20 protein-coding genes and 1 pseudogene are annotated in these 25,800 nt (G+C 40.5%); 11 read left to right on the top strand and 10 right to left on the bottom strand.

Going from position 1 to position 25,800, the window contains the following annotated elements; genetic code table 11:
• Positions 1–6 precede the first annotated feature (6 nt).
• From BCU68_RS08405 to BCU68_RS08380, 6 genes are all read right to left on the bottom strand, one after another.
• Entirely contained in the window at positions 7–267 is a 261-nt protein-coding gene (locus BCU68_RS08405; RefSeq protein ID WP_102564337.1) for a hypothetical protein, read from the bottom strand.
• 8 nt (positions 268–275) lie between these two features.
• Positions 276–518 carry a hypothetical protein gene (locus BCU68_RS08400; protein ID WP_102564336.1) on the bottom strand — a complete coding sequence of 81 codons (243 nt, stop codon included), beginning with the start codon at positions 516–518 and terminating at the stop codon, positions 276–278.
• 120 nt (positions 519–638) lie between these two features.
• Positions 639–2,018, bottom strand: a complete 1,380-nt coding sequence (pntB, locus tag BCU68_RS08395) for a Re/Si-specific NAD(P)(+) transhydrogenase subunit beta (RefSeq protein ID WP_102564335.1) — start codon at positions 2,016–2,018, stop codon at positions 639–641.
• Positions 2,019–2,028: 10 nt separating this feature from the next.
• Positions 2,029–3,585, bottom strand: a complete 1,557-nt coding sequence (gene pntA / locus BCU68_RS08390; RefSeq protein WP_102564334.1) for a Re/Si-specific NAD(P)(+) transhydrogenase subunit alpha — start codon at positions 3,583–3,585, stop codon at positions 2,029–2,031.
• Between the two features lie 302 nt (positions 3,586–3,887).
• On the bottom strand, positions 3,888–4,166 hold the full coding sequence (locus tag BCU68_RS08385; protein WP_102564333.1) for an HlyU family transcriptional regulator: 279 nt from the start codon (positions 4,164–4,166) through the stop codon (positions 3,888–3,890).
• A gap of 142 nt (positions 4,167–4,308) precedes the next feature.
• The gene (locus tag BCU68_RS08380; protein WP_102564332.1) at positions 4,309–5,211 is read right to left on the bottom strand and encodes a LysR family transcriptional regulator; all 903 of its coding nucleotides are present in this window, start codon (positions 5,209–5,211) and stop codon (positions 4,309–4,311) included.
• A 145-nt stretch (positions 5,212–5,356) separates the two neighbouring features.
• On the opposite strand from BCU68_RS08380, the gene BCU68_RS08375 reads away from it, so the two are divergent.
• Together BCU68_RS08375 and BCU68_RS08370 are read left to right on the top strand one after the other, a co-directional pair.
• Positions 5,357–6,481 (top strand): efflux RND transporter periplasmic adaptor subunit, encoded by a 1,125-nt coding sequence (locus BCU68_RS08375; protein ID WP_102564331.1) that lies wholly within the window; start codon positions 5,357–5,359, stop codon positions 6,479–6,481.
• Positions 6,482–6,484: 3 nt separating this feature from the next.
• The gene (locus tag BCU68_RS08370; protein ID WP_102564330.1) at positions 6,485–9,577 is read left to right on the top strand and encodes an efflux RND transporter permease subunit; all 3,093 of its coding nucleotides are present in this window, start codon (positions 6,485–6,487) and stop codon (positions 9,575–9,577) included.
• A gap of 117 nt (positions 9,578–9,694) precedes the next feature.
• Here BCU68_RS08370 and BCU68_RS08365 read toward each other — a convergent pair whose 3' ends face one another.
• Complete coding sequence (locus BCU68_RS08365) at positions 9,695–10,429, bottom strand: TetR/AcrR family transcriptional regulator (protein WP_102564329.1); 735 nt, start codon at positions 10,427–10,429, stop codon at positions 9,695–9,697.
• A gap of 317 nt (positions 10,430–10,746) precedes the next feature.
• On the opposite strand from BCU68_RS08365, the pseudogene BCU68_RS08360 reads away from it, so the two are divergent.
• Positions 10,747–11,245: pseudogene (locus tag BCU68_RS08360) on the top strand (efflux RND transporter permease subunit); the annotation flags it as partial.
• 293 nt (positions 11,246–11,538) lie between these two features.
• Positions 11,539–12,483 (top strand): ribosome biogenesis GTPase YlqF, encoded by a 945-nt coding sequence (gene ylqF / locus BCU68_RS08355; protein ID WP_102564328.1) that lies wholly within the window; start codon positions 11,539–11,541, stop codon positions 12,481–12,483.
• A gap of 112 nt (positions 12,484–12,595) precedes the next feature.
• On the opposite strand, the gene BCU68_RS08350 is transcribed toward ylqF, so the two are convergent.
• On the bottom strand, positions 12,596–13,885 hold the full coding sequence (locus BCU68_RS08350) for a DEAD/DEAH box helicase (protein WP_102564327.1): 1,290 nt from the start codon (positions 13,883–13,885) through the stop codon (positions 12,596–12,598).
• A gap of 273 nt (positions 13,886–14,158) precedes the next feature.
• On the opposite strand from BCU68_RS08350, the gene BCU68_RS08345 reads away from it, so the two are divergent.
• Positions 14,159–15,382: an aromatic amino acid transport family protein gene (locus tag BCU68_RS08345; protein WP_102564326.1), complete on the top strand. Its 1,224-nt coding sequence runs from the start codon at positions 14,159–14,161 to the stop codon at positions 15,380–15,382.
• Between the two features lie 54 nt (positions 15,383–15,436).
• On the opposite strand, the gene BCU68_RS08340 is transcribed toward BCU68_RS08345, so the two are convergent.
• Both BCU68_RS08340 and BCU68_RS08335 read right to left on the bottom strand, forming a co-directional pair.
• Positions 15,437–16,090 (bottom strand): HAD-IA family hydrolase, encoded by a 654-nt coding sequence (locus BCU68_RS08340; RefSeq protein ID WP_102564325.1) that lies wholly within the window; start codon positions 16,088–16,090, stop codon positions 15,437–15,439.
• Positions 16,091–16,298: 208 nt separating this feature from the next.
• Positions 16,299–16,799: a hypothetical protein gene (locus BCU68_RS08335; protein ID WP_102564324.1), complete on the bottom strand. Its 501-nt coding sequence runs from the start codon at positions 16,797–16,799 to the stop codon at positions 16,299–16,301.
• 219 nt (positions 16,800–17,018) lie between these two features.
• Here BCU68_RS08335 and BCU68_RS08330 point away from each other — a divergent pair, with 219 nt between their 5' ends.
• The 6 genes from BCU68_RS08330 (at position 17,019) to BCU68_RS08305 (ending at position 25,653) form a co-directional block, all read left to right on the top strand.
• Entirely contained in the window at positions 17,019–17,495 is a 477-nt protein-coding gene (locus tag BCU68_RS08330; RefSeq protein WP_102564323.1) for a CreA family protein, read from the top strand.
• Between the two features lie 102 nt (positions 17,496–17,597).
• The gene (locus BCU68_RS08325) at positions 17,598–18,902 is read left to right on the top strand and encodes an inosine/guanosine kinase (protein WP_102564322.1); all 1,305 of its coding nucleotides are present in this window, start codon (positions 17,598–17,600) and stop codon (positions 18,900–18,902) included.
• Between the two features lie 209 nt (positions 18,903–19,111).
• The gene (locus tag BCU68_RS08320) at positions 19,112–20,860 is read left to right on the top strand and encodes a formate--tetrahydrofolate ligase (protein ID WP_102564321.1); all 1,749 of its coding nucleotides are present in this window, start codon (positions 19,112–19,114) and stop codon (positions 20,858–20,860) included.
• 177 nt (positions 20,861–21,037) lie between these two features.
• Entirely contained in the window at positions 21,038–22,939 is a 1,902-nt protein-coding gene (locus BCU68_RS08315) for a diguanylate cyclase (protein ID WP_102564320.1), read from the top strand.
• A 190-nt stretch (positions 22,940–23,129) separates the two neighbouring features.
• On the top strand, positions 23,130–24,347 hold the full coding sequence (gene glgC / locus BCU68_RS08310) for a glucose-1-phosphate adenylyltransferase (RefSeq protein WP_102564319.1): 1,218 nt from the start codon (positions 23,130–23,132) through the stop codon (positions 24,345–24,347).
• Positions 24,348–24,504: 157 nt separating this feature from the next.
• The gene (locus tag BCU68_RS08305) at positions 24,505–25,653 is read left to right on the top strand and encodes an iron-containing alcohol dehydrogenase (protein ID WP_102564318.1); all 1,149 of its coding nucleotides are present in this window, start codon (positions 24,505–24,507) and stop codon (positions 25,651–25,653) included.
• Positions 25,654–25,800 lie beyond the last annotated feature (147 nt).

Raw genomic sequence — 25,800 nt, 5'->3', positions numbered from 1 at the left:
AACCTCTTATTGATTGTACGAGGCACGAATGCCATCCTGATAGCCTATTGCAAAAGCTGCATGAGGACTTTTATGCCGAACTGTCCCCGCCTGACTAATAGGTAAAGAATCAATATTGATATTGAGCATTTCTTCACGAACCAACCCAAGCTCATATCCTCGCTCATACGCACAGCCACAACACTTGTGACGCCCCATGCCACCTTGGTCATGTGGTAACTGTTCAAATTCAGGGTAATGACGATGTTCACTTTGACATGTAGACATAAAACCTCCTATCGCTTCTTGTTCGATTGTGCGAGCACTGAAGCCGCAAATTCTTTGGTATCATCGTTGTACTTGTCTGACTGAAGAACTTTAGAGGCTTTTGTCTCCATGTCTTTGCCTGTCTGTTTTGATGAACTAGCTTGAGCCATTGCGCTAGCTGCAAGTGACTTTTGAATCTTCGAAGCGTTAGGGTCTGAAAGGGCCTTAGCTGCTTTTGAAGCAACTGACTTAGAGGTTTTCTTAGTATTCATAATCTTATCCTGTGAAATAGATAATAACGATATGGTGTTCGTTGAATATCATTTCAAGGCATAGATACAAAAAAGCCCTGAATAAATCAGGGCTTTGTATTCTAAATTGAGCTAACCCAATTAAAGTGCAGAACTTATCGCATCTACCGACGCTTTCGCATCACCAAATAACATATGTGCATTATCTTTAAAGAACAATGGGTTTTGCACGCCAGCATAACCTGTGTTCATTGAACGTTTAAAGACGATCACGTTTTGTGCGTTCCATACTTCCAGAACTGGCATCCCAGCAATTGGACTGTTTGGATCATCAAGCGCTGCTGGGTTAACAGTGTCGTTAGCGCCTATAACTAAGACAGTATCAGTGCTAGAGAAATCATCATTAATTTCATCCATTTCTAATACAATATCGTACGGCACTTTCGCTTCAGCTAATAAAACATTCATGTGACCAGGTAAACGTCCCGCGACTGGGTGAATACCAAAGCGAACATCAATCCCTTGAGCACGAAGTTTGTCAGTAATTTCATGCACTGGGTATTGTGCTTGAGCAACTGCCATACCGTACCCTGGAGTGATGATCACTGACGTTGAGTTTTTCAACATGTCAGCCACATCCTCTGCGCTGATTTCACGGTGTTCGCCTTGCTCTTCATCACTGGTTGAAGTTACTGAGGTCTCTTGCCCAAAACCACCGGCAATCACACTGATAAACGAACGGTTCATTGCTTTACACATAATGTAAGACAGTATCGCACCAGATGAACCGACTAAAGCACCAGTTACAATCAGTAAGTCATTCGCTAGCATGAAACCTGCTGCCGCTGCTGCCCAACCTGAATAAGAGTTCAGCATTGAAACAACTACTGGCATATCAGCGCCACCAATCGAAGCCACTAGATGATAGCCAAATACAAAAGCAATCAAGGTCATGACAATCAGGGCAAACATGCTGCCTTGTGCATTTACAAACATAATCATTAATAAAACAGAAACGACAATCGCTGCTAAATTCATTTTATGCTTGTGTGGAAGATTAAGTGCTGATGATGGGACTAAGCCACGCAGTTTACAAAACGCAACAACAGAGCCTGTAAAGGTCACCGCACCAATGAATACACCAAGGAAAACTTCAACTAAATGGATATTCAGCAAAGCGCCTGTCAGTTCACCATGATCAATATAACTATTATAACCAACCAGAACAGCTGCCATACCAACAAAGCTATGTAGGATCGCCACTAACTCTGGCATTTCCGTCATTTCAACTTTCTTCGCATAGTGAATACCAATGCCACCACCAATAACCATGGCAACAATGATCCAAGCGATACCTGATGAATCTGGGCTAAAAATAGTCGCTACTAAAGCAATCGCCATACCTGCGATACCATAGTAATTACCTGAACGTGCCGTTTCCTGCTTAGACAATCCTGCCAAGCTCATGATAAATAAAACCGCAGCAACAATATATGCCGCTTGTACTAATCCTGCAGACATTTGTTACTCCTTAATCTTTACGAAACATTTCAAGCATACGTTTGGTCACGGTAAAGCCACCAAATATATTAATACTTGCAATTAACACGGCGATAAATGACAACACAGTCACCACCGTACTTCCCTGACCTATTTGTAATAAAGCGCCGACAACAATGATGCCAGAGATAGCATTCGTTACCGACATAAGTGGAGTATGCAGTGAGTGAGAGACATTCCACACCACGTAATAACCAACAACACATGCCAATACAAATACCGTAAAGTGCGCAAGAAATTCTGGTGGAGCAACAGAAGCAATCCAGCCAAATGCGACAATCCCTAAACCAAGCGCGGCAATTTTCTTGATCGGTGATTTAGGTTCTTCTTGTTTTACTTCAGGCTCGGCTTTCGTTGGCTCTTCCTTTTGCTGAGGTTGAGCTGAAACTTGAATTGGCGGTGCAGGCCACGTCACTTCACCTTCTTTAACAACGGTAACGCCACGCAATACCACATCATCAAAATCAATATTGACGCTGCCATCTTTCTCTTTGCATAGCAGCTTTAACAAGTTAACGATGTTGGTACCATAAAGCTGTGAAGACTGCGTTGGCAAGCGAGCCACCATATCGGTATAACCCACAATTTTCACACCATTTTCCGTCGTGATAACCTGATCGGCAACGGTATATTCACAGTTACCACCATTAGCCGCAGCCAGATCCACAATCACGCTGCCCGCTTTCATATTATCAACCATCGCTTTGGTAATTAAGCGTGGTGCAGGTCGACCAGGGATAAGTGCAGTAGTAATAATGATATCAACGTCTTTAGCTTGCTCGGCATAAAGTTCTTCGGCTTTTTTATTAAAAGCGTCAGACATTTCTTTAGCGTAACCATCACCTGCGCCTGAATCTTCTTCAAAATCCACTTCTAAAAAGTCAGCGCCCATTGACTGAACTTGTTCTTTTACTTCAGGGCGAACATCAAACGCACGAACAATCGCCCCTAAGCTACCAGCAGCACCAATGGCAGCTAAGCCTGCAACGCCTGCGCCTGCAACGAATACTTTTGCTGGCGGCACTTTTCCTGCCGCGGTTATTTGCCCGGTAAAAAAGCGTCCAAATTCATGAGCTGCCTCAACAACAGCACGATAACCGGCAATGTTTGCCATTGAACTTAAGGCATCGAGCGCTTGTGCACGAGAAATACGAGGTACGGCATCCATCGCCATAACATTAATATTTTTACTTGAAAGTTGCTCCATCAGCTCGGCATTTTGTGCAGGCCAAATAAAGCTGATCAAACTGGATCCTTCATTAATCAGAGCGATTTCATCAATTGATTGGTTTGAGTCGATAAGTGGTGCATTAACTTTTAAGATCAGTCCTGAATTCCAAACGTCTTCTGCTGTTCCTATTTTTGCTCCAACCGCTTCAAAGGCAGTATCATCAAAACTAGCAAGTGCGCCAGCTTTCGATTCAATAATGACTTCAAAGCCTAACTTTAATAACTGCTCGACCGTTTTTGGTGTTGCAGCTACCCGCGTTTCTCCAGGTAGTATTTCTTTTGGTACCCCAATTTGCATAGCGATTCCTTGACATTGGCAGAATGGATATTTCGTTTTTAACGAATGATAAGGTTAACTTCAAGACTTTTGTTACAAAAACATGAAATTTTATTACATATAACCATATAACGAGGTAAATTGTCATGCCAAAGAAAGTAAAAGCACAACATAAATCAAACAAAGCCGAGGTCAAACCGTAATTATTTTAACTTTGCAACCAACAAATTACCTCTACTTGGTTAACAAAATCAAAAAAAGAGCGACTAGCTACGCACTAATCGCTCTTTCTTTATGTTTTAGAGGTGAACAATTCACTTAATCTATTGAAATATGCTATCACCCATCTGATCTATTAACATTTGAGATTTTTTTAACATCAATTCATTGGCATCATCTTTTGCAGAAATCACATCAGAGCGAATAAATCGGTGCTCTTTAAGTTCACCATCGATCTCTTTGGTGATTCGACCAGCTATTCGGTATTGACCACCTTCTGGCAAAGAATCTTGATATATAAGACAACCTTTGTACTCAACTGGCGTAATCTCAGTTACTGCTTTTTCATCTTTTTTACCGAATAAACGTGAAAAAAATCCCATAATAAATTCCTGTATGAATGCGTAAGATTAGCCTTAGTATATTATAAAATTAGCGTAATTAAGTTATTGTTATTCATTTATTTATACCGCAATCAATAATTTGAATTTTTACTGCTGCATCAACCTAGACATTAATATCGATTTAGTTTTGACCATTGATATTATCGTGTTCTGATACTTTTTCCATGATGTAGGCAATAAGTGCTTTCGCCTGAGGCGATAAGGTTTTTCGTCTTGGATAGAGTAGCCAACCGTGTCCTTGCAAGGTAGGGAAACTGGGTAAAATTTCGACTAACTCCCCTCGCTCAACTTCTGTTCTAACTGACTGATTGGCAAGTAAACAGATGCCTTGATGATCGATACAAGATTGTGTCATCAAATCAACATTGTTTAATATTAATCGCCCTGAAACATTGATCACTTCATGTTCAAAGTGAATTTGATTATCCAGTTTACCACTGAATCGCCTAAATAAAATGCATTCATGTTTCTCTAAATCTTTCGGTTTTTCAGGTACACCATGCTGGTTTAGGTAGACTGGAGAGGCATAGAGATTAAGATCGACAGATGTCAGCTTTCTTGCAATAAGATCAGTATTTTCAAGTTCATAGCCAATACGAAAGCCAATATCGACATTATTCTCAATAAGCTCAAACTCTGTTGAACTCGTGATGATTTCTACGGTGATCTTTGGGTGATCACGCATAAAATTTGTAATGATGTGAGTGAGAGCTTTAGAGTTAGGTAATGCTAAAATTTGTACTCTAATATGACCCGACAATTCAAAACTATGACTGGTGATTTCTTGGATCTCAGTTTCAAATTGGTCTATGAATGTTTTACTCGATTTATAAAAGTGACGTCCATTCTCACTAACTACAATCGTTTTATGCTGACGATGAAAAAGGTCAATACCAAGCTCCTCTTCCAGTGCCTTTAGGCGACGACTTAAGTTTGACTTCGGTAAATCCATTAACTCAGCCGCTCTAACCAGTCCACCGCTTTCGACGATGCGGTGGAACATCTTGATATCTTCTGTTTTCATGCTCTGATCTCAACATTAAAAGCAAGTAAATATCATACAAAATAGTTCTGAAATATGGAACTCTTGGTGCTAATTTGTTGTGTTTTATGCAACAAAAATATTCCGTATAGTCTTTTTTTAAACTTCAAAGACGGTAAATACCACCATGCGCCCTAGTCTCTCATTTAAACTACGCTACTTTATTGCAATATCAGTGACTGCCATTGCAATATCCGCTTTTATCTTTATTCCACGAACCAGTGCCGAGCAAACCTCCCAAGAGGTTGAAAAAACTCCGAGTTACGCTCGCGCTGTTAAGCTCATGCAGGTTGATAACTTATCGTCTCATTTTACCAGAACGTTTCCTGCTAAGGTTGTTGCCAGTCAACAAGTCGATCTTGCTTTTCGTGTCAATGGTCAACTAACGCATTTAGACCTTCTCGCTGGTCAACAAGTGAAGAAAGGCGATCTATTAGCTCAATTAGATAATAGAGACGCAACGAACAACTTATTAAATGCGCAAGCTAACCACCAATTGGCTACAGCAGATTTCTCACGTAAAAAAGAGTTGCTAGCCAGAAAGTTAATTTCAAAATCAGACTTTGATACCGCTGAAGCACAACTACAGTCCACCTTGGCTACCCTTAATGCTGCTAAAGACCAGCTGAGTTATACTCAACTTATCGCACCTTTTTCAGGCATCGTTGCCAAAGTTGATCTCGAAAATCATCAAATGCTTCAAGCATCTCAAGTTGTGATGACGCTTCAAACTAACAAAAAGTTCGACCTTACCTTTAATGTACCTGAATCCTACCTTTTTAATAATAAAGAGAATATCAACGCTAACCAAGCTGAATACAGCGTCAAATTTCATGGCTCAGATGACACGTTTCCTGTGACATTCAAAGAAATGAATACCGTGGTTAATAATGGCAGTCAAACCTATCAAATGACTTTATCATTTACACCGGCAACGCATTTTAATCTGTCTATTTTACCCGGTATGAGTGCTGATGTTGTCGTACATGAGAAACATGCTAGTCAACCCCTTCCGGTTTTACCGCTTAGTGCAATCGGTCATGACGAACAGACGGAGCAAGATTTTGTTTGGATTTATCAACCTCAAACACAAACACTGACGAAATCGATCGTGCAGCTAGGAAAGATCCGCACACAAGGCAGTGAAATAATTAGTGGTATTAATGAAGGTGACCAAATCGTTGCTATTGGAGCAAGCAGTATTCATTCGGACACAAAAGTAACGCCGTTGCGTTGGGAACGAGGCATTTAATCAATGAACGCAGCAATTTTTAGTATTAAAAACAAAGTGATTACATGGATGGTTATCATTCTAATGACACTGGGTGGCGTTATTTCATTTTCAAAACTTGGTCAACTTGAGCAGCCTGAATTTACCATCAAACTTGCCCTTGTTATTACGGCTTATCCAGGTGCATCACCTGAACAAGTTGAAGAAGAAGTGAGCTTGCCACTCGAAGATGCTATCCAGCAAATGCAGCAAGTGAAGTTGGTTAAATCCATGAACAGTGCTGGTTTATCTCAAATCGAAGTCGAAGTTCACAGTCAATATGGCAAAGATCGTCTGCCTGAAGTTTGGAATGAATTGCGTAATAAGATCAATGATAGCCTTGCTCAACTTCCTTCCGGTGTGCAGCAACCTATTATTGTCGATGACTTTTCAGATGTATTTGGCTACTTAATGAACCTTGTGGGTGACGACTACAGTTACCAAGAGCTAGAGAAGTATTCAGACATCATCCGTCGAGATCTAGTATTAATCGATGGGGTAAAAAAAGTATCAGTAATGGGGGCGCCTCAGCAACAAGTTGTGGTCGAAATCAGTCAAGCTAAGTTATCAGCATTGGGCCTCGATCCTAGTTATATCTATCAACAATTACAGAACCAGAATGTGGTTTCAAATGCTGGTAAAATGTTGATTGGCTCAACACGAGTACGAATCACACCAACAGGTGAATTTAGCCAAGTTGAGGAGATGGAAAACTTAGTGATAAGTGCGCCTAATAGCCATGCTTTGGTTTACCTAGGTGATATCGCGAAGATCTATAAAACCACCTCAGATAGTCCGCAAGAAATTTATCATGATAAGGGACAAAGAGCACTTTCCATTGGCGTATCGTTAAGCCCTGGCGTGAATGTCGTTGATGTGTCTAAAGCCATCACTAACAAAATGGATGAGCTACTGGCAAAGCGTCCTATCGGTATGGAAATCAATACGGTTTATAATCAAGGTGCCATCGTTGAAGATACCGTGAGTGGTTTTTTGATTAACCTTGCTCAGTCGGTTGCCATCGTTATTGTTGTACTACTTATCTTTATGGGTGCTAAAGCCGGCATATTAATGGGGGGCGTACTGCTTATTACGATACTTGGTACCTTCATTGTAATGAACCAGATCGGCATTCAACTGCAAAATATCTCTCTAGGGGCACTGATTATCGCGCTCGGTATGCTGGTTGATAACGCGATTGTGGTGACCGAAGGCATCATTATTGGCATTAGACGTGGTCATACGAGATTGCACTCAGCCAAGAAAATTGTCGAGCAAACACAATGGCCACTCTTTGGTGCAACGATCATCGGTATTTTGGCTTTCGCACCGATCGGGTTATCACCTGATGATACCGGTGAGTTTTGTGGATCTCTGTTCAAAGTGCTTCTGATCTCTTTGTCTATCAGTTGGTTTACAGCGATGACAATTACCCCTTTCTTCTGTTATCTATTATTTAAAGATGGTAATAACGAGCACGCCAATGATTCAGATGATGCGACGTATCAAGGTGTTGTCTTTACGGTTTATCGTGGCATTTTAAATATTGCTATGCGCTTTAGAAAAACAACCATGCTATTGATTATCGGTCTTCTTTTTTCTGCCATCATAGGTATGGGACATGTTAAACAGGTATTCTTCCCTGCTTCTAATACACCTATTTTCATGGTTGATGTATGGCTAGAGGAAGGAAGTGACGTACTGTTCACCGATGACTTCTTACGCCGAATCGAAAAAGACATTATTACCCAGGATGCGACCAACCCCATTGGTCTTGAAAATATCACAACGGTGATTGGCCAAGGTGCACAGCGATTCATGTTGTCGTATCAACCAGAAAAAGGCTACAGCTCATATGGTCAAATGATCATTGAAATGGATAGCCTAGACAGCATGGATGCTTACCTACCGATTATTAGTCAGCACCTGCGTAGTGAATATCCCGAAGCAGAATACAAGGTAAAACGTATTGAGAATGGTCCGACACCAGCGGCGAAAGTTGAAGCGCGTTTTTATGGTGATGACCCTGTTGTATTGCGTCAACTCGCAGCGAAAGCTAGCCGTGTCTTTAATGATGAACCGGCTATGGAAAATGTGCGCCATAACTGGCGTAATCAAACCCTACTCTTGCGTCCTCAGTTTAACTTAGCGCAAGCGAAAGAAGCCGGAATTAGTAAACAAAGCCTAGATTCAGCCTTACTCACTAACTTTAATGGTCAAGTGATCGGCACATACCGTGAACAATCGGATTTAATGCCAATTATTGCTCGTGCGCCAAAAGAAGAACGTTTAAATGCTGAAAGCCTTGCTCAATTACAAGTTTGGAGTGCCGAAAACAACACGTTTGTTCCCGTAGCTCAAGTTATTTCATCACTGGATAGCGAGTGGGAAAATCCGCTCATCATGCGACGAGATCGTAAACGAGTGATTTCAGTACTTGGAGACCCAGTACTGATGAGTGATGAAACGGCGGATTCTGTGCTTAGAAAGGTGCGAGATAAGATAGAAGCCATCGAACTACCTGAAGGCTACGAGTTGGAATGGGGTGGCGAATATGAAACATCACTTGATGCCCAGCAAAGTATTGGTAATTCTTTACCACTTGGATTCCTTGCCATGTTCCTGATCACTGTCGCCTTATTTAACTCTGTCAGACAGTCGCTGGTTATTTGGTTAAATGTCCCACTGGCATTAATTGGTATCAGCTTTGGCTTACTTGCTCTTAATGCGCCTTTTAGCTTTATGGCTATTCTTGGGATGTTGAGTTTAAGCGGAATGATCGTAAAAAATGGGATTGTACTCGTCGACCAGATTAATACGGAGTTAGATGATGGTAAGCCAGCTTATCAAGCCGTTTACGACTCATCAGTTAGTCGAGTTAGACCAGTATGCATGGCAGCACTGACCACAATGTTGGGGATGATCCCATTATTGTCTGACCCATTCTTTTTATCTATGGCGGTCACCATTGTCTTTGGTTTAGGTTTTGCAACAGTATTAACACTGATTGTCTTGCCGGTTGCTTATACGCTCATTTTTAGGATTTCTGTTCCTAAATTTAAACCGTTGAATCAATAAAGCGCTCGTTTTTGCGTGAACCCCCACCATTGCCAAGTTTTTAGGGTGTTCACGCTTTTTCTACTTTTTATTAGCGACTCTCTACTAAGAATGCGACTCGATTGAGTCGTATATTATCTACTTAGGTGGGCTTAGCTCTTCTAGCATTTCCATAATCACCAACTCTTCCATCTTTTTAGGCGACAAACGCTGCTCATCAGGGATAGCAAGTTGTGTTGCGGCATATTGCTCAAACAGTTTCCAATGAGCCACCAGCCGATCATCAAAAGTGAGCGAAGAATCAGGCCATATCACTTGCATAAAAGGTCTTAGTGAAGCTGCACCATGGGCAGAAAGCATCATCTGCCATTTCAAGTCGAAAATATTGATCACCTTCTCTGGCATGTACTGATTATGCTTCTCGGCTAAATCTAAAAAGAATGTCTTCATCGTATCAGCTGAAGTTATGAAGTAATCCACCAGCTCATCCATATCTTGACGCACAGCATCCGCAACCAATTGAATCGGTGCAGGATGAACAAGCATCAAAGCTAACATCCTAGTCGAAAAGTGATAAAGGAACTCATTGGGAAGCAGGCTTTTGTTCAGTTCAGCAATTAATTGATCGCGATAACATCCCATAAAGTTATGAAAATTATCACTAATGCTATGCCAGATTTTTTCTTTGCTACCAAAATGATAACGTATCAAACTATGAGAAACGCCCGCTTTTTCACTAATATGACGCAAAGAGACACGATCATAACCTTTCTCACAAAATAGCTGTGAAGCAACCATCATGATTGTTGATTTGGTTTTTTCAGCATCTTCAGCACTTCGCTTACCCTGCTTTCTCTCTACAGTGTCACTCATATACATCACCTCTATATTTCTTTACTGCCGATTGTACTTAAAAGCGCAGTATATTTTCATTATTTTTACTGCACAGTCGGAAAATAAACATTGATCAACCTCTTCCTTTGATTATACTACACATATGTGCAGTAACATATTATCCACTAGGACAGTAAGAGAACACTCATGAACCAAGCCTATTTTTTACCCACTCGGTGGAAGAAGTGCTTAAACAGGGCTATGAACAAGTCGCGCTTGGAGAGCCTGTAATAACTATTTATGACTCTTCTGTTGTTTACGTGGAGCTATTAGTCTCAGGCTCTATATTAGTAGTACAAGAAGCGATGTTTACCTCGCTACCTATGGGTTACATGTTAATGTTTCTTATCACTATTCTTCTGTTTAACTCAGTCAAGAAGTCACTGGTTATTTGGTTTACAGTGCCGTTGTCTATTATTGGTGTGGTTATCGGATTATTAGCGACCAATATGCCATTTAGCTTTACTGCACTACTGGGTTTATTGAGCCTAAGTGGGATGATTTTGAAAAATGGCATCGTACTGGTTGATCAAATCAATATTGAGCTAGAGAGTGGTAAACATCCATACCTTGCGATTTATGACAGTGCAATAAGTCGTGCTCGCCCAGTAAGTATGGCGGCATTAACTACTATCTTAGGGCTTATTCCGCTGATGTTTGATGCTTTCTTTGGTTCGATGGCAATCACAATCATGGCAGGCCTTGGTTTTGCTACCGTATTGACGTTAATTGTCGTTAATTGTCGTGCCGGTTTTATTTGCCCTCTTCTATCAAGTAAAGCCAATCACTGAGTAGTAAGTAGTAAGTAGTAAAACGCAATAATGGATTAAGCCTTATTGCGTTTATTTTGATGGTTCACAAACTTGTGCCCTCTGAAGTATATAAACGCTAACCCAAGCCCTCACACTGTTTTATCGAGTTGAAGTTTTCGCTTCTCTCGTAAAAATGTTAAGATCATCACATTAAACGTTGTGTGGTTCTTAATTTGTATATACTGATTAAGAAACAAACGCTTTGGGCTTGCTTTATTTTTGTACCCCCACATCGTACCCAGAATAGAAAAAGAATAATTAATACAAGGTATTCAAATGGTTAACAATACAATTCAATGGTATCCGGGCCACATGCATAAGGCTCAAAAAGAGATCGCAGAAGTGATCCCTCAAGTTGATGTCATCATTGAAGTCTTAGATGCTCGTATCCCTTTTAGTAGTGATAACCCAATGATTGCAAAGCTTCGCGGAGATAAGCCTTGTGTAAAAGTGCTGAATAAACGCGATTTAGCCGATCCTGAACTCACTCAAGTATGGATTGACCACTTTGAGAAAGAGCAAGGGGTAAAAGCGATGGCTGTTACCACTTCAAACCCACAAGAAGTTCATAAAATCATGGAACAGTGTCGTAAACTGGCGCCTCACCGTGAACAGTTGGGTAAAAACATTCGTACGATGATTATGGGTATCCCGAACGTGGGTAAATCAACCATCATCAATACTTTAGCAGGTCGTATGATTGCAGTAACCGGTAACCAACCAGCCGTTACTCGTCGCCAACAACGTATCAACTTACAAAACGGGGTCATTCTTTCCGATACTCCTGGTATTTTATGGCCAAAAGTTGAAAACCCGCATAGTGGCTTTCGTTTAGCGGCGACTGGCGCAGTAAAAGATACGGCAATGGAATACGACGAAGTGGCTTTCTACACTGTTGAGTACTTAGCAAAACAGTACCCAGAGCGCCTAAAAGAGCGTTACCAGTTAGAAGAGCTACCAGAAACCGATGTTGAACTGATGGAAGCGATTGGTCGTAAACGTGGTGCGCTACGTTCTGGTGGTCGTATTGATCTGCATAAAGCATCAGAGATCTTACTGCATGAGCTACGTAACGGTACTTTAGGTCAATTAACGTTAGAGCTACCAGAAATGGTAACTCAAGAGTTGGTTGAAGTTGAGATTGAAGCGGAACGCAAAGTTGAAGAGCAAATCAAGAAAAAAGCGGAACGTCGTAAGCGCTACCTACGTAATAAGCGTTAAGTCTTAACCGATTAAAATACAAAAGGGCGAGTCACTTTGTCGATAAGATAGATTATCAACAAAGTAAACTCGCCCTTTTTCGTTGTTATATTATCCCAAACTCAATAAAGGACTAAGAACGACGTCCGCGACCAGACTGACCTCGGTTTTTATGAATTTGTAGCTTCGCTTTCATCTTTCTCTTTTCTGCAGAGCGACTATTGCGACGACTCGGTGCTGTCTCTTCTTCAATATCCGCCACTAAGCTTGGTTCAAAGCCCTGTAGCCACTCTTGAGGTAAACGGTTATCAAGTAACGTTTCGATTGCTTCTAATAAGTACGCTTCATCACGACTCATTAAAGAGACCGCTAAGCCCTCATTACCAGCACGACCAGTCCGTCCAATACGGTGAATATAGTCTTCGGCTTTATAAGGTAAATCGTAGTTAACCACTTGCTCTAACTGGTGAATATCAAGACCACGAGCAGCAACATCAGTGGCAATTAAAGCGCGAACGGCACCCGATTTAAAATCATCTAATGCCTTTTGTCGTGCGCCTTGGCTCTTATCACCATTAATTGATGCCGCTTTAATACCGTCTAGTTTTAACTCTTTCACTAACGCATCACTGCCCTGCTTTGTCTTAGTAAAGACCAGCACTTGCTTCCAGTTTTTAGAGCCTATCAAGTAAGCTAATAATTCACTTTTTCTTTTCTTATCAACAGGATAAACCATCTGCTTAACGGTATCAGCGGTGGTATTTTTTGGTGTTACCTGAATTTTTGCCGCATCAGTTGCCATCATGCGATGGGCTAATGTCTTGATTTTCTCATCAAAGGTTGCCGAAAAGAACAGAGTTTGACGCGCTTCGTTCATACGCTTCAAAATACGTTGGATATCAGGCATGAAACCCATATCGAGCATGCGGTCAGCTTCATCCAGTACCAATACTTCAGTTTGGCTTAAAATGATATTGCGGGTAAATAAGTGATCCAATAAGCGCCCAGGTGTCGCGACTAAGATATCAGCGCCACCACGAAGGTTCTTAGTTTGAACATTCATGCTGGTTCCGCCATAGGCAACCACGATCTTTAGACTGCTCGATTCAGCATAAGTTGTCAGGTTATCGAAAACCTGTTGCGCTAACTCACGGGTTGGAACTAGGACAAGTGAACGGATGATTTTTGAAAATGGGTCGCGCTCTTCAGAAGTCTCTGCTAAACGCTGAATAATAGGCAAACCAAAAGCCGCTGTTTTTCCTGTTCCTGTTTGAGCACCAGCCAGCACATCCTTGCCGTTAAGAATAAGAGGAATGGCTTGTTCTTGAACGCTTGTAGGCTGGGAGAAGTTTAAACGATCTAATGTAGATAATAGATACTCAGACAGCCCTAAAGCGGCAAATGAAGATACAGATTCAGACATATGGAGAAATACTCAAATAATAATGGGGGGTAACAGGTAACTAAAGGCAGATTGTAGCAAAAGAAGGATAAACAATCGAATTAGCTTAATTTGTACATAAAAGTTTACAGTGGTTATTTATTTTTACGTTTTTGTTGATATTAGCATTAAATATCTTCATTATAGCCAACATAAAGTTATTTAACGAAGTGAATGGTTATAGATTGAGTATAAATAACTTGCATCTATCCTCTTACTTATCCACCATCAATCAAACGTAAAGAATATTATACAATGACAAAATCAAAGGTAATCGGTAGTACTTTGATCATTGCAGGAACCACAATTGGTGCAGGTATGCTTGCCTTACCATTAGCCTCTGCAGGGATTGGCTTTTTCTCCTCTTTAGCGCTTATGCTTATGATCTGGGCATTGATGGCGTTCACTGCGCTATTAATGCTGGAATTGCACCAGTATGCAGATAAAAGCGCGACTCTACATACTTTAGCGAATACTATTCTAGGCAAGCAGGGTAAATGGGTAGCGAGTGCTTCGGTTCTTTTCTTACTCTACGCATTATGTGCCGCATATATTGCTGGTGGTGGCGCTCAATTTACGCAGCGCATCAACGGACTATTGAGTAGCGATATTTCTAGCATGGTTGGTACGGTTATCTTCACACTCGTCGTAGCGGCTATCGTAACGGTTGGTACACATAGTGTTGATAAGGTGAATCGTGTTTTATTTACTATCAAGTTAATCATGATGGTGGCAGTACTTACCTTCCTTGCTCCTAATGTTACTCAGTCATTCTTATTAAGCATGCCTATCCAGCAAGGTCTTGTTGTTGCCGCAATTCCAGTGATTTTTACTTCTTTTGGTTTCCACAGCAGCATTCCTTCTATTGTTAATTACTTAGATGGTAATACTTCTGCACTACGCAAAGTCATCATTATTGGCTCCGCTATGCCGCTTATTGTTTACATCTTATGGCAGGTCGTGACTTTAGGCGTTATCAGTCAGAATGAGTTACTGGCAAATACTGGGCTAACGGCTTTATTAAGTACGCTATCTGATTCTGTTCAGCACTCTAATATTTCTCACAGTATCGGCCTATTCGCTGATTTAGCCCTTGTCACTTCTTTCTTAGGTGTGAGTTTAGGTCTATTTGAATTCTTAGGTGACTCTCGTAAGAAGCAGCAAGGGACAGCAAACCGTATTCAAGCAGCTGTGATTACCTTCACTCCGCCACTATGTTTTGCTCTATTTTACCCGCAAGGTTTTATTACAGCGCTTGGCTACGCAGCCATTGCACTGGCGGTTCTTGCAGTATTATTACCTGTTGCGATGATCCATACGGTTCGTAAAGGAAAGATTCAACCAGTAACGGTAACGGGTAGTTCGGTATATAAAGTGGCTGGTGGTAAGTTCTCTCTAGCGATCAGCTCGATGGCTGCTATCCTTGTGATCAGCTCACAAGTATTGATTAGCTTTGGCGTCTTACCGTCACTCGGCTAACAAGATATAATCAATAAAGCCGAGTAATCTGTTTATGATCACTCGGCTTTATAATTATAGAAATTGTGCAATATCATCTAAATGCTTAATCGGTGTTACCTGTTCAAATAAGTTCGGTATCTCTTGCATATCATAGCAATAGTGTAAGGTTTTAACGCCTGCATTCACCCCTGCTTCAACCCCCATCGGCGTATCATCAATATACAAACACTCACTTGGTAAGAATCCCATATTCATGATGCTGTACAAAATCAGATCAGGATCAGGCTTCCAACTGTTCGCTTCAAATCCAGAAAAAATCCGCCCATCGAAGTTAGTCAATAGCCCTGTTAAACTCAGCGCTTTTTCTATTTTGTCTTTGGGACCATTGGAAGCAATGCAGTATTCAATCTTTTGAGCTTTAAGATAATCGAGCAGTTCAAATGCACCAGGCATTGGCAAAAGGTATTTTTGGAACAAGTAGCTTACATTTTCACGATACATCGGCTCTAAAATATCCAAAGAGATAGATAGACCGAGTCGCTGCTGGGTTGTATTGAGAATATCCGCCAGTTTTCCACCTTGAAAGTGCTGCAAACACTCTTGCATGGTTAAAGCGACATCAAATTGCTCGAAAACATTAACGATAGCTTGGCAACATAGCCTTTCACTATCAATCAGTGTCCCTTCACAATCAAAAATAACGCATTTAATATGAGACATACACAACCCTATATTGGATATTGAGTTATGAGCTTAACGGAGGAATGTGGATTGTAATGTCAGAGGGGCTAAAAACTGATAAGTTAAACCACACTTTATAAAATAAGTTCCATATTAGTCACAATTTAACGACAAACTGCTTCAAAACTCATTTTAAGCTTATTAGATAACTTATCAGCTTTATATTTTCACTAAGGTTCTTTTTTATAAAAGATTAAACTTCAACCCATAGATTATCAAGGTTAACATTTTCTTTTAACGTTAAGATTTGTTGGCAGAATGAGGATTTGAACTGCGCATTATCTGTTGGTGGGATGACAATATCAGAAATAAGTACCGATTCATCTTTATCTGTCACGATGGCTGCTGTCACGGGTGTATTACCATGAAAGCCGACATAAAGTTGATGTGCATCGGATAAAATAATTTGTGTGAAGAACTCAATCAGGTGGGCTTGATCTTGCTCTGCTGGCCATTGCTTAGCTTGCAAGATAGAAAACATAATCGTCAAACGGTGGAAATCGACTAAATAGAGTTCATCAACCACAGGGGCTAAACTGGTATCACCAGACCACATCTTATACTGTTTTTCAGTCAGAGCGGTTTGGTAGAGATCGCGCCCGATTAAACTTTCTTTGGTGGGAAACTCGACATTAACTTGATCTAATAACCATTGATTTTTATCGTCTATTACAGATGGTAAGGGATGATTCATTCTTTTTATACCTTATTTTTGCTATTCATCCACTGAGAAACACCTATTTCCCGCAATAAATAGCATCTAGACTGCTTTACCTCTCACTTTAGCAGCTTTTTAGCCAGAAAACTGATTTCATTGCTGGTCAAAGCTGGGTTATAAAACTTGATAAGTCATTCACTTCACTCAATATCTGCCCTACACTTGAGGTAACTACATAATTGGATAATGTTTAATATGAAAAAGATAATCTTGGCGGCATGCCTATCTACTCTGCTTATGGGGTGCTCTGATAGTGAGGTAGGAGGAGTTTCATTAGGACTCTTTACCATGAAGGATATTAAAATCAGCTCTCTAAAAGATGAAGTAGTTAGCGGTGTGACTTGCCACATTGCCTCGATTGAAGCCAACCTTAGTCTATCTGATCCTAGTGATAGCTCGATTTCATGTCGTCAAACAGGTGACATTACCCCTGAGATGATCGCTGCCATCGACAAGAGTAAATCTGGTGAGGTGGTATTTAAAAAATCCAAAAGCATCTTCTTTAAAACAATGAAAGTTCGCCGTATCTACGATCCAGAAAACCAAACTCTGCTTTATGTCTCCTATACGACCAAAGAAACTGAAGGTAGTTTCAAGCATAGTTTGTCAACGGTTCCTCTATGGGGAACAAAAGCTTATGTAGATCCATCCGTGATTGATAACCAACAGTAGCGGATTACATCGCGTAAAATTCATGCCAATGTAATAAAAATGAAAGAACCGAGGAAGTTTTGTGATACAATGCACAAAATTTCCTAGCTATTTTATGTTTATATGAAGTTTCCTGGTCAACGCAAATCTAAACACTATTTCCCAACTCGCGCTAAAGATCCACTCGCTAACCAACCACAGCAGATGCCAAAGTTGCATCGACCAATTATTATTGGGGTCGGTCAAACTATTGTCGACATTGAAGCTCAAGTCGATGATGCGTTTTTAGCTAAATATCAGTTGAGTAAAGGACACTCACTTGTTTTAGAAGAAAGCCAAGCTGACGCTTTATATGAAGATTTGGTAGCTGAAGGTTTGATTACTCACCAATACCCAGGTGATACCATTGGCAACACTTTACATAACTACTCAGTACTAGCAGATAGCAAATCGGTTCTACTTGGTATTATGTCAAAGAATATCGAAGTTGGCTCATACGGCTATCGCTACCTTTGCCGCACTTCTTCTCGTATGAACCTAAACCACCTACAAACAGTAGATGGTCCTATCGGTCGCTGCTATACCCTGATCACTAAAGATGGTGAACGTACTTTCGCTATCAATGAAGGGCATATGAACAAGCTTGAACCGGATAGTGTTCCTGAGAAAGTGTTTGAAAAAGCGTCTGCATTAGTCGTTTCTTCATACCTGATGCGTGGTAAACCGGAAGATCCAATGCCTCAAGCTGTTCAACGTGCTGTTGAATATGCGAAGAAGCACGATGTTCCTGTTGTATTAACGTTAGGCACTAAGTACGTTATTGAAGGCAATGCGAAGTGGTGGCAAGAGTACATCCAAGAAAATGTAACGATTGTTGCGATGAATGAAGAAGAAGGTGAAGCACTAACCGGTGAATCTGATCCACTTCTTGCAGCAAATAAAGCATTGGACTGGGTTGATCTTGTTCTTTGTACTGCTGGGCCAAGTGGCTTATACATGGCTGGTTACACGGACAACGAAGCAAAGCGTGATACTGCACTACCTTTGCTTGAAGGTAAGATCCCTGAATTTAACCGCTATGAATTTAGCCGTGCAATGCGTAAAGACGATTGTCAGAATCCATTAAAAGTGTACTCGCACATTGGTCCTTACCTTGGTGGTCCTGCTGAAATCAAAAACACCAATGGTGCTGGTGATGGTGCCCTTTCTGCACTACTTCATGATATGGCGGCTAACAGCTTCCATATTAAGAATGTAAAAGATTCAGAGAAGCACGACTTTACTTGCTTAACCTATTCTTCGCTTTCACAGATCTGTAAGTATGCAAACCGTGTAAGTTTTGAGGTTTTAACTCAACACTCACCACGTTTATCACGCGCGCTACCAGAGCGTGAAGATAGCTTAGAAGAAGCTTATTGGGATCGTTAATCTAACCTTCTACAATACTATTAAGGTCGCTTTTGCGGCCTTTTTCTTTCCATAAAGATAAATAATCTATTAAGCACAGATATTTACACAACTCATGATTTGATAAGCTTATTTATCTCTTATATTTTAGCTTTACAAAGCGTTTTATATGAGTATTATCATCACGCAAACGTTTCCCTTTCTACTTTAAGCGTTATTTGAGGACTTTTATGCTATCTGACATTGATATCTGTCGACAAACCCCACTTTCTAAAATAACTGATGTTGCTCAAGGCATGGGCTTACTTGAAAATGAAATTACCCCTCAAGGTTATAACAAAGCAAAAGTATCCCTCACTTCTCTCCAGCGCTTGAAAGACAAAGAAGATGGTAAGTTAATCGTTGTTACTGCAATTACACCAACCCCGCTTGGTGAAGGTAAAACGGTAACAACAATAGGTCTTGCTCAAGGCTTAGCAAAACTGAACCAATCGGTTACCGCTTGTATCCGCCAACCTTCTATGGGACCAGTATTTGGTGTAAAAGGTGGGGCTGCTGGTGGTGGTTACTCACAAGTCACACCAATGGAAGAGCTCAACCTTCATTTAACCGGTGACATTCACGCAGTAACTGCAGCACATAATCTTGCCTCTGCTGCTATCGATGCCCGTATTTATCATGAGCAACGTGAAGGCTATGACAAGTTTGAGCAACGTACTGGACTAAACGCATTACAGATCGATCCAAATTCAATTAGTTGGAAGCGTGTTGTCGACCATAATGATCGTGCATTACGTATGATCTCAATTGGCCATAATGAAGCTGGTAAAACCATTAATGGCTATCAGCGCGAAGAGGGCTTTGATATTTCAGCAGCCTCAGAGTTAATGGCAATTTTAGCATTGGCCTCCGATCTTCAAGATCTGCGCAAACGTATCGGTCAAATTGTTATAGGCTACACTTTTAGTGGTGACCCTGTAACGACGGAAGATTTGCAAGTTGCAGGTGCAATGGCCGTAACGATGAAAGATGCGATTGAGCCAACACTGATGCAAACACTAGAGCATGTCCCTACCCTAATTCATGCCGGTCCTTTTGCGAACATAGCGCATGGTAACTCTTCAGTCATTGCTGATAAAATAGCGCTTAAGACATCGGACTATGTCGTAACTGAAGGTGGATTTGGCTCAGATATGGGCTTTGAGAAAGCGTGTAATATTAAAGCTCAAACGGCAAACAAAGCACCGGACTGTGCGGTGATTGTGGCAACTTTACGCGGTTTAAAGGCAAACTCTGGCTTATACGACTTACGTCCTGGTACACCACTGCCTGACTCCATTTTTAATGATGACAATAAAGCACTTAGCGCTGGATTTGCTAATTTGGAATGGCACATAAACAATGTCAAAAAATATGGCGTTCCAACGGTTATTGCCATTAACCGCTTCCCGCAGGACTCAGATGAAGAGTTAAGCAGCCTAAAAAACCTAATCGAATCTTTAGATCCTACTATCAAAGTCGCCATCAGTACTGCTTTTGGTCAAGGTGGTGAAGGTGCTATTGAACTTGCTAAACACGTCATTGAAGCTTGTAAAATGCCTAGCCAATTTAAGCCGCTTTACCAATTAGAGCAGTCAATTGAAGAGAAGTTAATGGCTGTTACTGAAGTTGGTTATGGCGCATCAATGGTAACGCTATCGGATACGGCAAAACAGCAATTACAGCAATTCACCCATCAAGGGTATCAGCACTTAGCCGTTTGCCTGGCAAAAACACCATTATCGATCACTACTGACCCATCAATTAAAGCAGCACCACGTGGCTTTAATGTGCATATTAGAGAACTTAAACTTTGTGCAGGTGCTCAGTTTATTTATGCACTGTGCGGTAATGTAATGACAATGCCTGGATTGCCAGATAAGCCTGCATTTATGAACTTAGATATCGATGCACAAGGTAATGTTACGGGAATATCATAAGCTTGTAACGTATCTATTGTTTAAATATAAGGCTATTGGATTTTCATTTAGTAGTCTTATTATTGCTAGTCGCTACTTGCATAAATTACAAGTAAATTGCTCACTTATGGAACAAAGATCACATAAAAACCCTGTATTTTGATTTATAATAGATCTCCATATTCAGGAGTGTCTACATTGTCTCATTATATTAGTATAAGCTTTCGCTTTATTATTACCCTTTTTGCCTTAGGGATAGTACCAAGCTTATATATTATCAATGAGTATGACCGCGTTCATAACAGTTATATTGCCAACCTTCAGCAACGCAGCCAAGATCAAATTACCTACACCCTTCATCAGTTAAATCAAATTGTTTTGAATATTGATTCATCCGTTAATGAATTAGTCTCATCGCGCAGTTTTAATCGTGTTATTGCTTCACCTACTGTCGAAAATAAAGAAGCAGTCAGTGATATATGGAAAATGATCACCAGCACTCAACGCTATTACTCTCAACTAAGACTATTCGATAGCCAAGGGATGGAAAAGATTCGCGTTAATTATGATGGTAAAACATCTGAGGTTGTCCCTGATGAACAACTACAAAATAAATTTCACCGTGATTATTTTCGCTTTGCTAAAACATTACGAACCGACTCAGTTGACACCTTTGGTATTGATTATGAAATGGAACATGGTGTCTATGTTCAACCATTTACGCCCACATTTCGTATTATTAAATCCATTGATCGTCACGAAGAAAATGTCGGCTATTTAATTGCTAACCTCTCAATCTCTGAGATATTCAATCAAATCCAATTCAATAGAGATAGTGATGTCTCCTTATCGCTAATTAATGACGATGGCTATACTTTAATGGGCGATGACCTTGATAGTGCCTTCGGTAACATCATCCCAGCACGAGCGACTCAAACCCTTGCAATTCAAAATAAGCCCCTATGGGATATGATGAATAGCCAAGCAAAAGGGCAATATTATCATCATGACCAATGGTATGCTTTTACTCAATTAAACTCTCTATTAGTGCACGAAAGCCAAGAGCCTCTCTATATTCTTATTGCCATTAAAGAAGATAGCTTTAATGAATTACTCGCAAATGCTCAACAAACTTTGTATGAAAAAAGTGTCATTCTATTTATACTGATTATGTGCCTAACTTCTTGGTTTACCTTCTGGCATACTAATCACAAGAAAAAATCCATCGATAATCAACTTGCTCAGGCTGCCATGAATGGAATGTCAGCCATGATTGTTACCGACAAAAATAATCGAATTGTTAAGGTTAACCAAGAGTTTACTCGTTTAAGTGGCTTTACTCTTTCCGATGTCATAGGTCAGCAACCTTCTGTCTTCTCTTCTGGAAAACATCGCCAAGAATTTTTTATTCAGATGTGGAAAGAGCTACAAGAAAAGGGTATATGGCAAGGTGAAGTGGTTAACCAACACAAAAACGGCGAGTTAATTACTGAGATTCTACGCATACAAACAATCCGAGATGCTAATAAAGTTATTCAGTTTTATGTAGCTTCATTTGTCGATATCACAGAGCGTAAAAAGCTTGAAAACAGATTGCGTGAATTGAGTGAAAAAGATGCGCTTGCCAATTGCTGGAATCGCCGTAAGTTTGATATCGAACTCAACAATGAACACATTAGAGCCAATCGATACCCAGATAAAAGTGAAGCCTGTCTCGCCATTATTGATATTGATAACTTTAAGCCTATTAATGATCAACTAGGTCATGACGAAGGTGATAAGACGATTAAACAAGTCGCTCGAATTTTACAAAGAGAGTGTCGAGAAACGGATTTCATTGCTCGTATCGGTGGCGAAGAGTTTGGCTTAATATTACCTCACACCTCTATTGAGGAAGCCTATGTTGTGCTTAATCGATTAAGAGCGGCAATCAGTCGAGATACGAGCCACAATATTACCATCAGTGGTGGTTTAACGAATATAGCAACCAGTTCTGCACACTCATATAAATGTGCTGACTTAGCACTCTATGAATCCAAAACGACTGGCAAAGATTGTATCTCCATTTTTTCTAGTGATGAGCTCTCTTACATTGCTTAATCCCCATAATAGTGCACATCATTTATAGTGCACCATTATGATCTTCCATACCCAACTCAGCTTTACCGACCTTTATCTCGCAATAATTTGATCTATAAGATAAAAACACCAATTGTATCTTGTTGCATATTAATGGCGTATTTCTTGCTCTATTCTATATAACTAATATTGAACAAATATGGAGCAAGACATGCAAGACACACTTACCATTATTTTAGCTGGCGGTGTAGGTTCAAGATTAAGTCCACTTACTGATAATAGAACAAAACCCGCTGTCCCTTTTGGCGGTAAGTATCGCATCATTGATTTTGCCTTAACCAATTGCCTTCATTCTGGTCTACGTCGAATTTTAGTCCTGACTCAATATAAGTCTCACTCTTTACAAAAACACCTTAGAGATGGTTGGTCACTGTTTAATCCTGAACTTGGTGAATACATTACTGCGGTACCACCTCAAATGCGTAAAGGTAATACTTGGTATGAAGGGACTGCGGATGCTATTTATCAGAACCAGTGGTTACTATCTCGTAGTGATGCAAAATATATCGTTGTTTTATCAGGTGATCATATCTACCGAATGGATTACAACGCCATGCTTGAACAACACAAAAAAACCAACGCCAAGCTTACTGTTGCCTGTATGGAAGTGCCTATCGATCAAGCACGTGAGTTTGGTATTATGGCAACCAATGATCAAATGCAAATAACAGATTTCGTTGAAAAGCCTGAGCATCCGACTCCCCTACAATCGAACCCAAGTCATAGCCTAGCCTCTATGGGCATTTATATTTTCTCAATGGATGCCCTTAATAAGTCTTTAGAAGATGACGCACAAATAGCGTCTTCAGAGCATGATTTTGGCAAGAATATCATTCCTAAACTCATTGAAAAGGAAGGCGTTTACGCTTACCAGTTCTGTAATGAAGCAGGTCGTGTCTCTAATGATTGTTATTGGAGAGATGTCGGTACAATAGATTCCTATTATGAATCAAATATGGATTTGTTAGAACCGGTTCCACCAATGGACTTATACCAAAGAAACTGGGGGATTCGAACTTATGAACCGCAATATCCACCAGCAAGAACGGTTTCTTCAGCAACAGGTAACGAAGGCATATTTATTAATTCGATTATTTCCAATGGTGTGGTGAATTCAGGTGGTTCTGTACATCGCTCAATCTTATCGTCTAACGTCAGAATCGATGATGCAGCAACAGTTAATGGCTGTATTTTATTTGATAATGTGGAAGTCGGTGCTGGTTGTCAGTTACAAAACTGCATTATCGATAAACATGTGAAAATCCCTGCGCATACCTGTATTGGTATTCACCCTGAAGAAGATGCACAGCGTTTCCATATTTCACCAGCGGGCATAATTGTCGTACCAGAAAGCTATCAGTTTGAGTAATAGCCGCACCTCTACCCTTTTTATTCAGTCAAAATATAAAAAGTATTAACGCAATCATAGATTTGATATTTAAGCTTTCATAGTGACCAACGTAAGTCTATGATGCTTAATATAATAATGCGTTGATACTTTTAAAGTCTAACTGAGGTCATAAATTATGCAATTCTCATACGTTAATCCTACACAGATTCACTTCGGTCAAGGTCAAATAGCGGCAATCACGAATGCTATCTCCAATGAGAGTAAGGTATTAGTTGTTTATGGTGGTGGCTCGATCAAAAATAATGGTGTTTATGACCAAGTAACTGCGGCTTTATCGAATCATACTTGGTCTGAATTTTCTGGCATTGAACCTAACCCAACCAAAGAGACACTCGATAAGGCAGTGGCAATCGTTAAGGAGCAAGATATTGATTTCATTCTTGCTGTTGGTGGTGGTTCTGTTATTGATGGCTCAAAGTATATTGCTGCTGCCGCTCAATACGCTGGCGATGGTTGGGACATTTTACAAGGCAAAGCATCGGTTAATGCAGCAACCCCTATCGGTGCGATCCTGACACTACCAGCAACGGGTTCTGAATCAAATCAAGGCGCGGTAATTACTCGTGCTGAAACGAAAGATAAATTAGCTTTCATGTCTCCACTCGTTCAGCCTAAATTTGCCGTTATGGATCCGGATGTAATGAAGACACTCCCTGAACGCCAACTCATTAATGGCATTCTTGATGCGTGGGTTCATACGTGTGAGCAATACTTAACAACCCCAACGGGTGCGATGGTACAAGATGGTTACGCTGAAACATTATTGAAAAACCTGCTCACACTGGGTGCACAATATGACCAACGCGATAATGATGCGTGGCGTGCAAACCTGATGTGGACGGCTAACCAAGCACTAAATGGCTTAATTGGTTCTGGCGTGCCTCAAGATTGGGCAACTCACATGATTGGTCATGAATTAACAGCCCAGTGGCATGTTGACCATGCTCGCTCTTTAGTTATCGTCCAACCATCTTTATTACGTAATCAGATGGAGTTTAAACGTGCCAAGCTAGAGCAAATGGGACGTAACGTCTTTAATTTAAGTGCTAGTGATGATCTTGCAGAGCGCACTGTTGATGCCATTGAACAGTTCTACCTTAGCTTAAACGTACCAACTAAACTGAGTGGGTACGCTGAAAGCAAAACGGAAGCGATTGATATCGTAACTAACCAGCTAACAGCCCACGGCTTTACCAAGCTTGGTGAGAACCAATCAATAACCATAGATAAAACGCGTGAAATTCTCAATGAAGCGTTCGCATAACCATTAAGATCAAAAATGATAAAACCGCTATTTAGCACTAACTAGTAGCGGTTATTTTTTTGCTCAAGTTTATAGATACCACAGAAAACCTTAGTAAATATGATAAGTTATTGTTAATATTTAATTAATATCTATAGATTGAGTATT

Origin of the sequence: Vibrio sp. 10N.286.49.B3, from assembly GCF_002873395.1 — a bacterium.
Lineage (GTDB): Bacteria > Pseudomonadota > Gammaproteobacteria > Enterobacterales > Vibrionaceae > Vibrio.
This window is presented reverse-complemented; position numbering and strand designations above follow the sequence as displayed.

What these genes read in the sequence shown, in the direction of transcription:
- BCU68_RS08405 (WP_102564337.1), bottom strand. Translation starts at nt 267, where the DNA reads ATGTCTACATGTCAAAGTGAACATCGTCATTACCCTGAATTTGAACAG.
- BCU68_RS08400 (WP_102564336.1), bottom strand. Translation starts at nt 518, where the DNA reads ATGAATACTAAGAAAACCTCTAAGTCAGTTGCTTCAAAAGCAGCTAAG.
- pntB (WP_102564335.1), bottom strand. Translation starts at nt 2,018, where the DNA reads ATGTCTGCAGGATTAGTACAAGCGGCATATATTGTTGCTGCGGTTTTA.
- pntA (WP_102564334.1), bottom strand. Translation starts at nt 3,585, where the DNA reads ATGCAAATTGGGGTACCAAAAGAAATACTACCTGGAGAAACGCGGGTA.
- BCU68_RS08385 (WP_102564333.1), bottom strand. Translation starts at nt 4,166, where the DNA reads ATGGGATTTTTTTCACGTTTATTCGGTAAAAAAGATGAAAAAGCAGTA.
- BCU68_RS08380 (WP_102564332.1), bottom strand. Translation starts at nt 5,211, where the DNA reads ATGAAAACAGAAGATATCAAGATGTTCCACCGCATCGTCGAAAGCGGT.
- BCU68_RS08375 (WP_102564331.1), top strand. Translation starts at nt 5,357, where the DNA reads ATGCGCCCTAGTCTCTCATTTAAACTACGCTACTTTATTGCAATATCA.
- BCU68_RS08370 (WP_102564330.1), top strand. Translation starts at nt 6,485, where the DNA reads ATGAACGCAGCAATTTTTAGTATTAAAAACAAAGTGATTACATGGATG.
- BCU68_RS08365 (WP_102564329.1), bottom strand. Translation starts at nt 10,429, where the DNA reads ATGAGTGACACTGTAGAGAGAAAGCAGGGTAAGCGAAGTGCTGAAGAT.
- ylqF (WP_102564328.1), top strand. Translation starts at nt 11,539, where the DNA reads ATGGTTAACAATACAATTCAATGGTATCCGGGCCACATGCATAAGGCT.
- BCU68_RS08350 (WP_102564327.1), bottom strand. Translation starts at nt 13,885, where the DNA reads ATGTCTGAATCTGTATCTTCATTTGCCGCTTTAGGGCTGTCTGAGTAT.
- BCU68_RS08345 (WP_102564326.1), top strand. Translation starts at nt 14,159, where the DNA reads ATGACAAAATCAAAGGTAATCGGTAGTACTTTGATCATTGCAGGAACC.
- BCU68_RS08335 (WP_102564324.1), bottom strand. Translation starts at nt 16,799, where the DNA reads ATGAATCATCCCTTACCATCTGTAATAGACGATAAAAATCAATGGTTA.
- BCU68_RS08330 (WP_102564323.1), top strand. Translation starts at nt 17,019, where the DNA reads ATGAAAAAGATAATCTTGGCGGCATGCCTATCTACTCTGCTTATGGGG.
- BCU68_RS08325 (WP_102564322.1), top strand. Translation starts at nt 17,598, where the DNA reads ATGAAGTTTCCTGGTCAACGCAAATCTAAACACTATTTCCCAACTCGC.
- BCU68_RS08320 (WP_102564321.1), top strand. Translation starts at nt 19,112, where the DNA reads ATGCTATCTGACATTGATATCTGTCGACAAACCCCACTTTCTAAAATA.
- glgC (WP_102564319.1), top strand. Translation starts at nt 23,130, where the DNA reads ATGCAAGACACACTTACCATTATTTTAGCTGGCGGTGTAGGTTCAAGA.
- BCU68_RS08305 (WP_102564318.1), top strand. Translation starts at nt 24,505, where the DNA reads ATGCAATTCTCATACGTTAATCCTACACAGATTCACTTCGGTCAAGGT.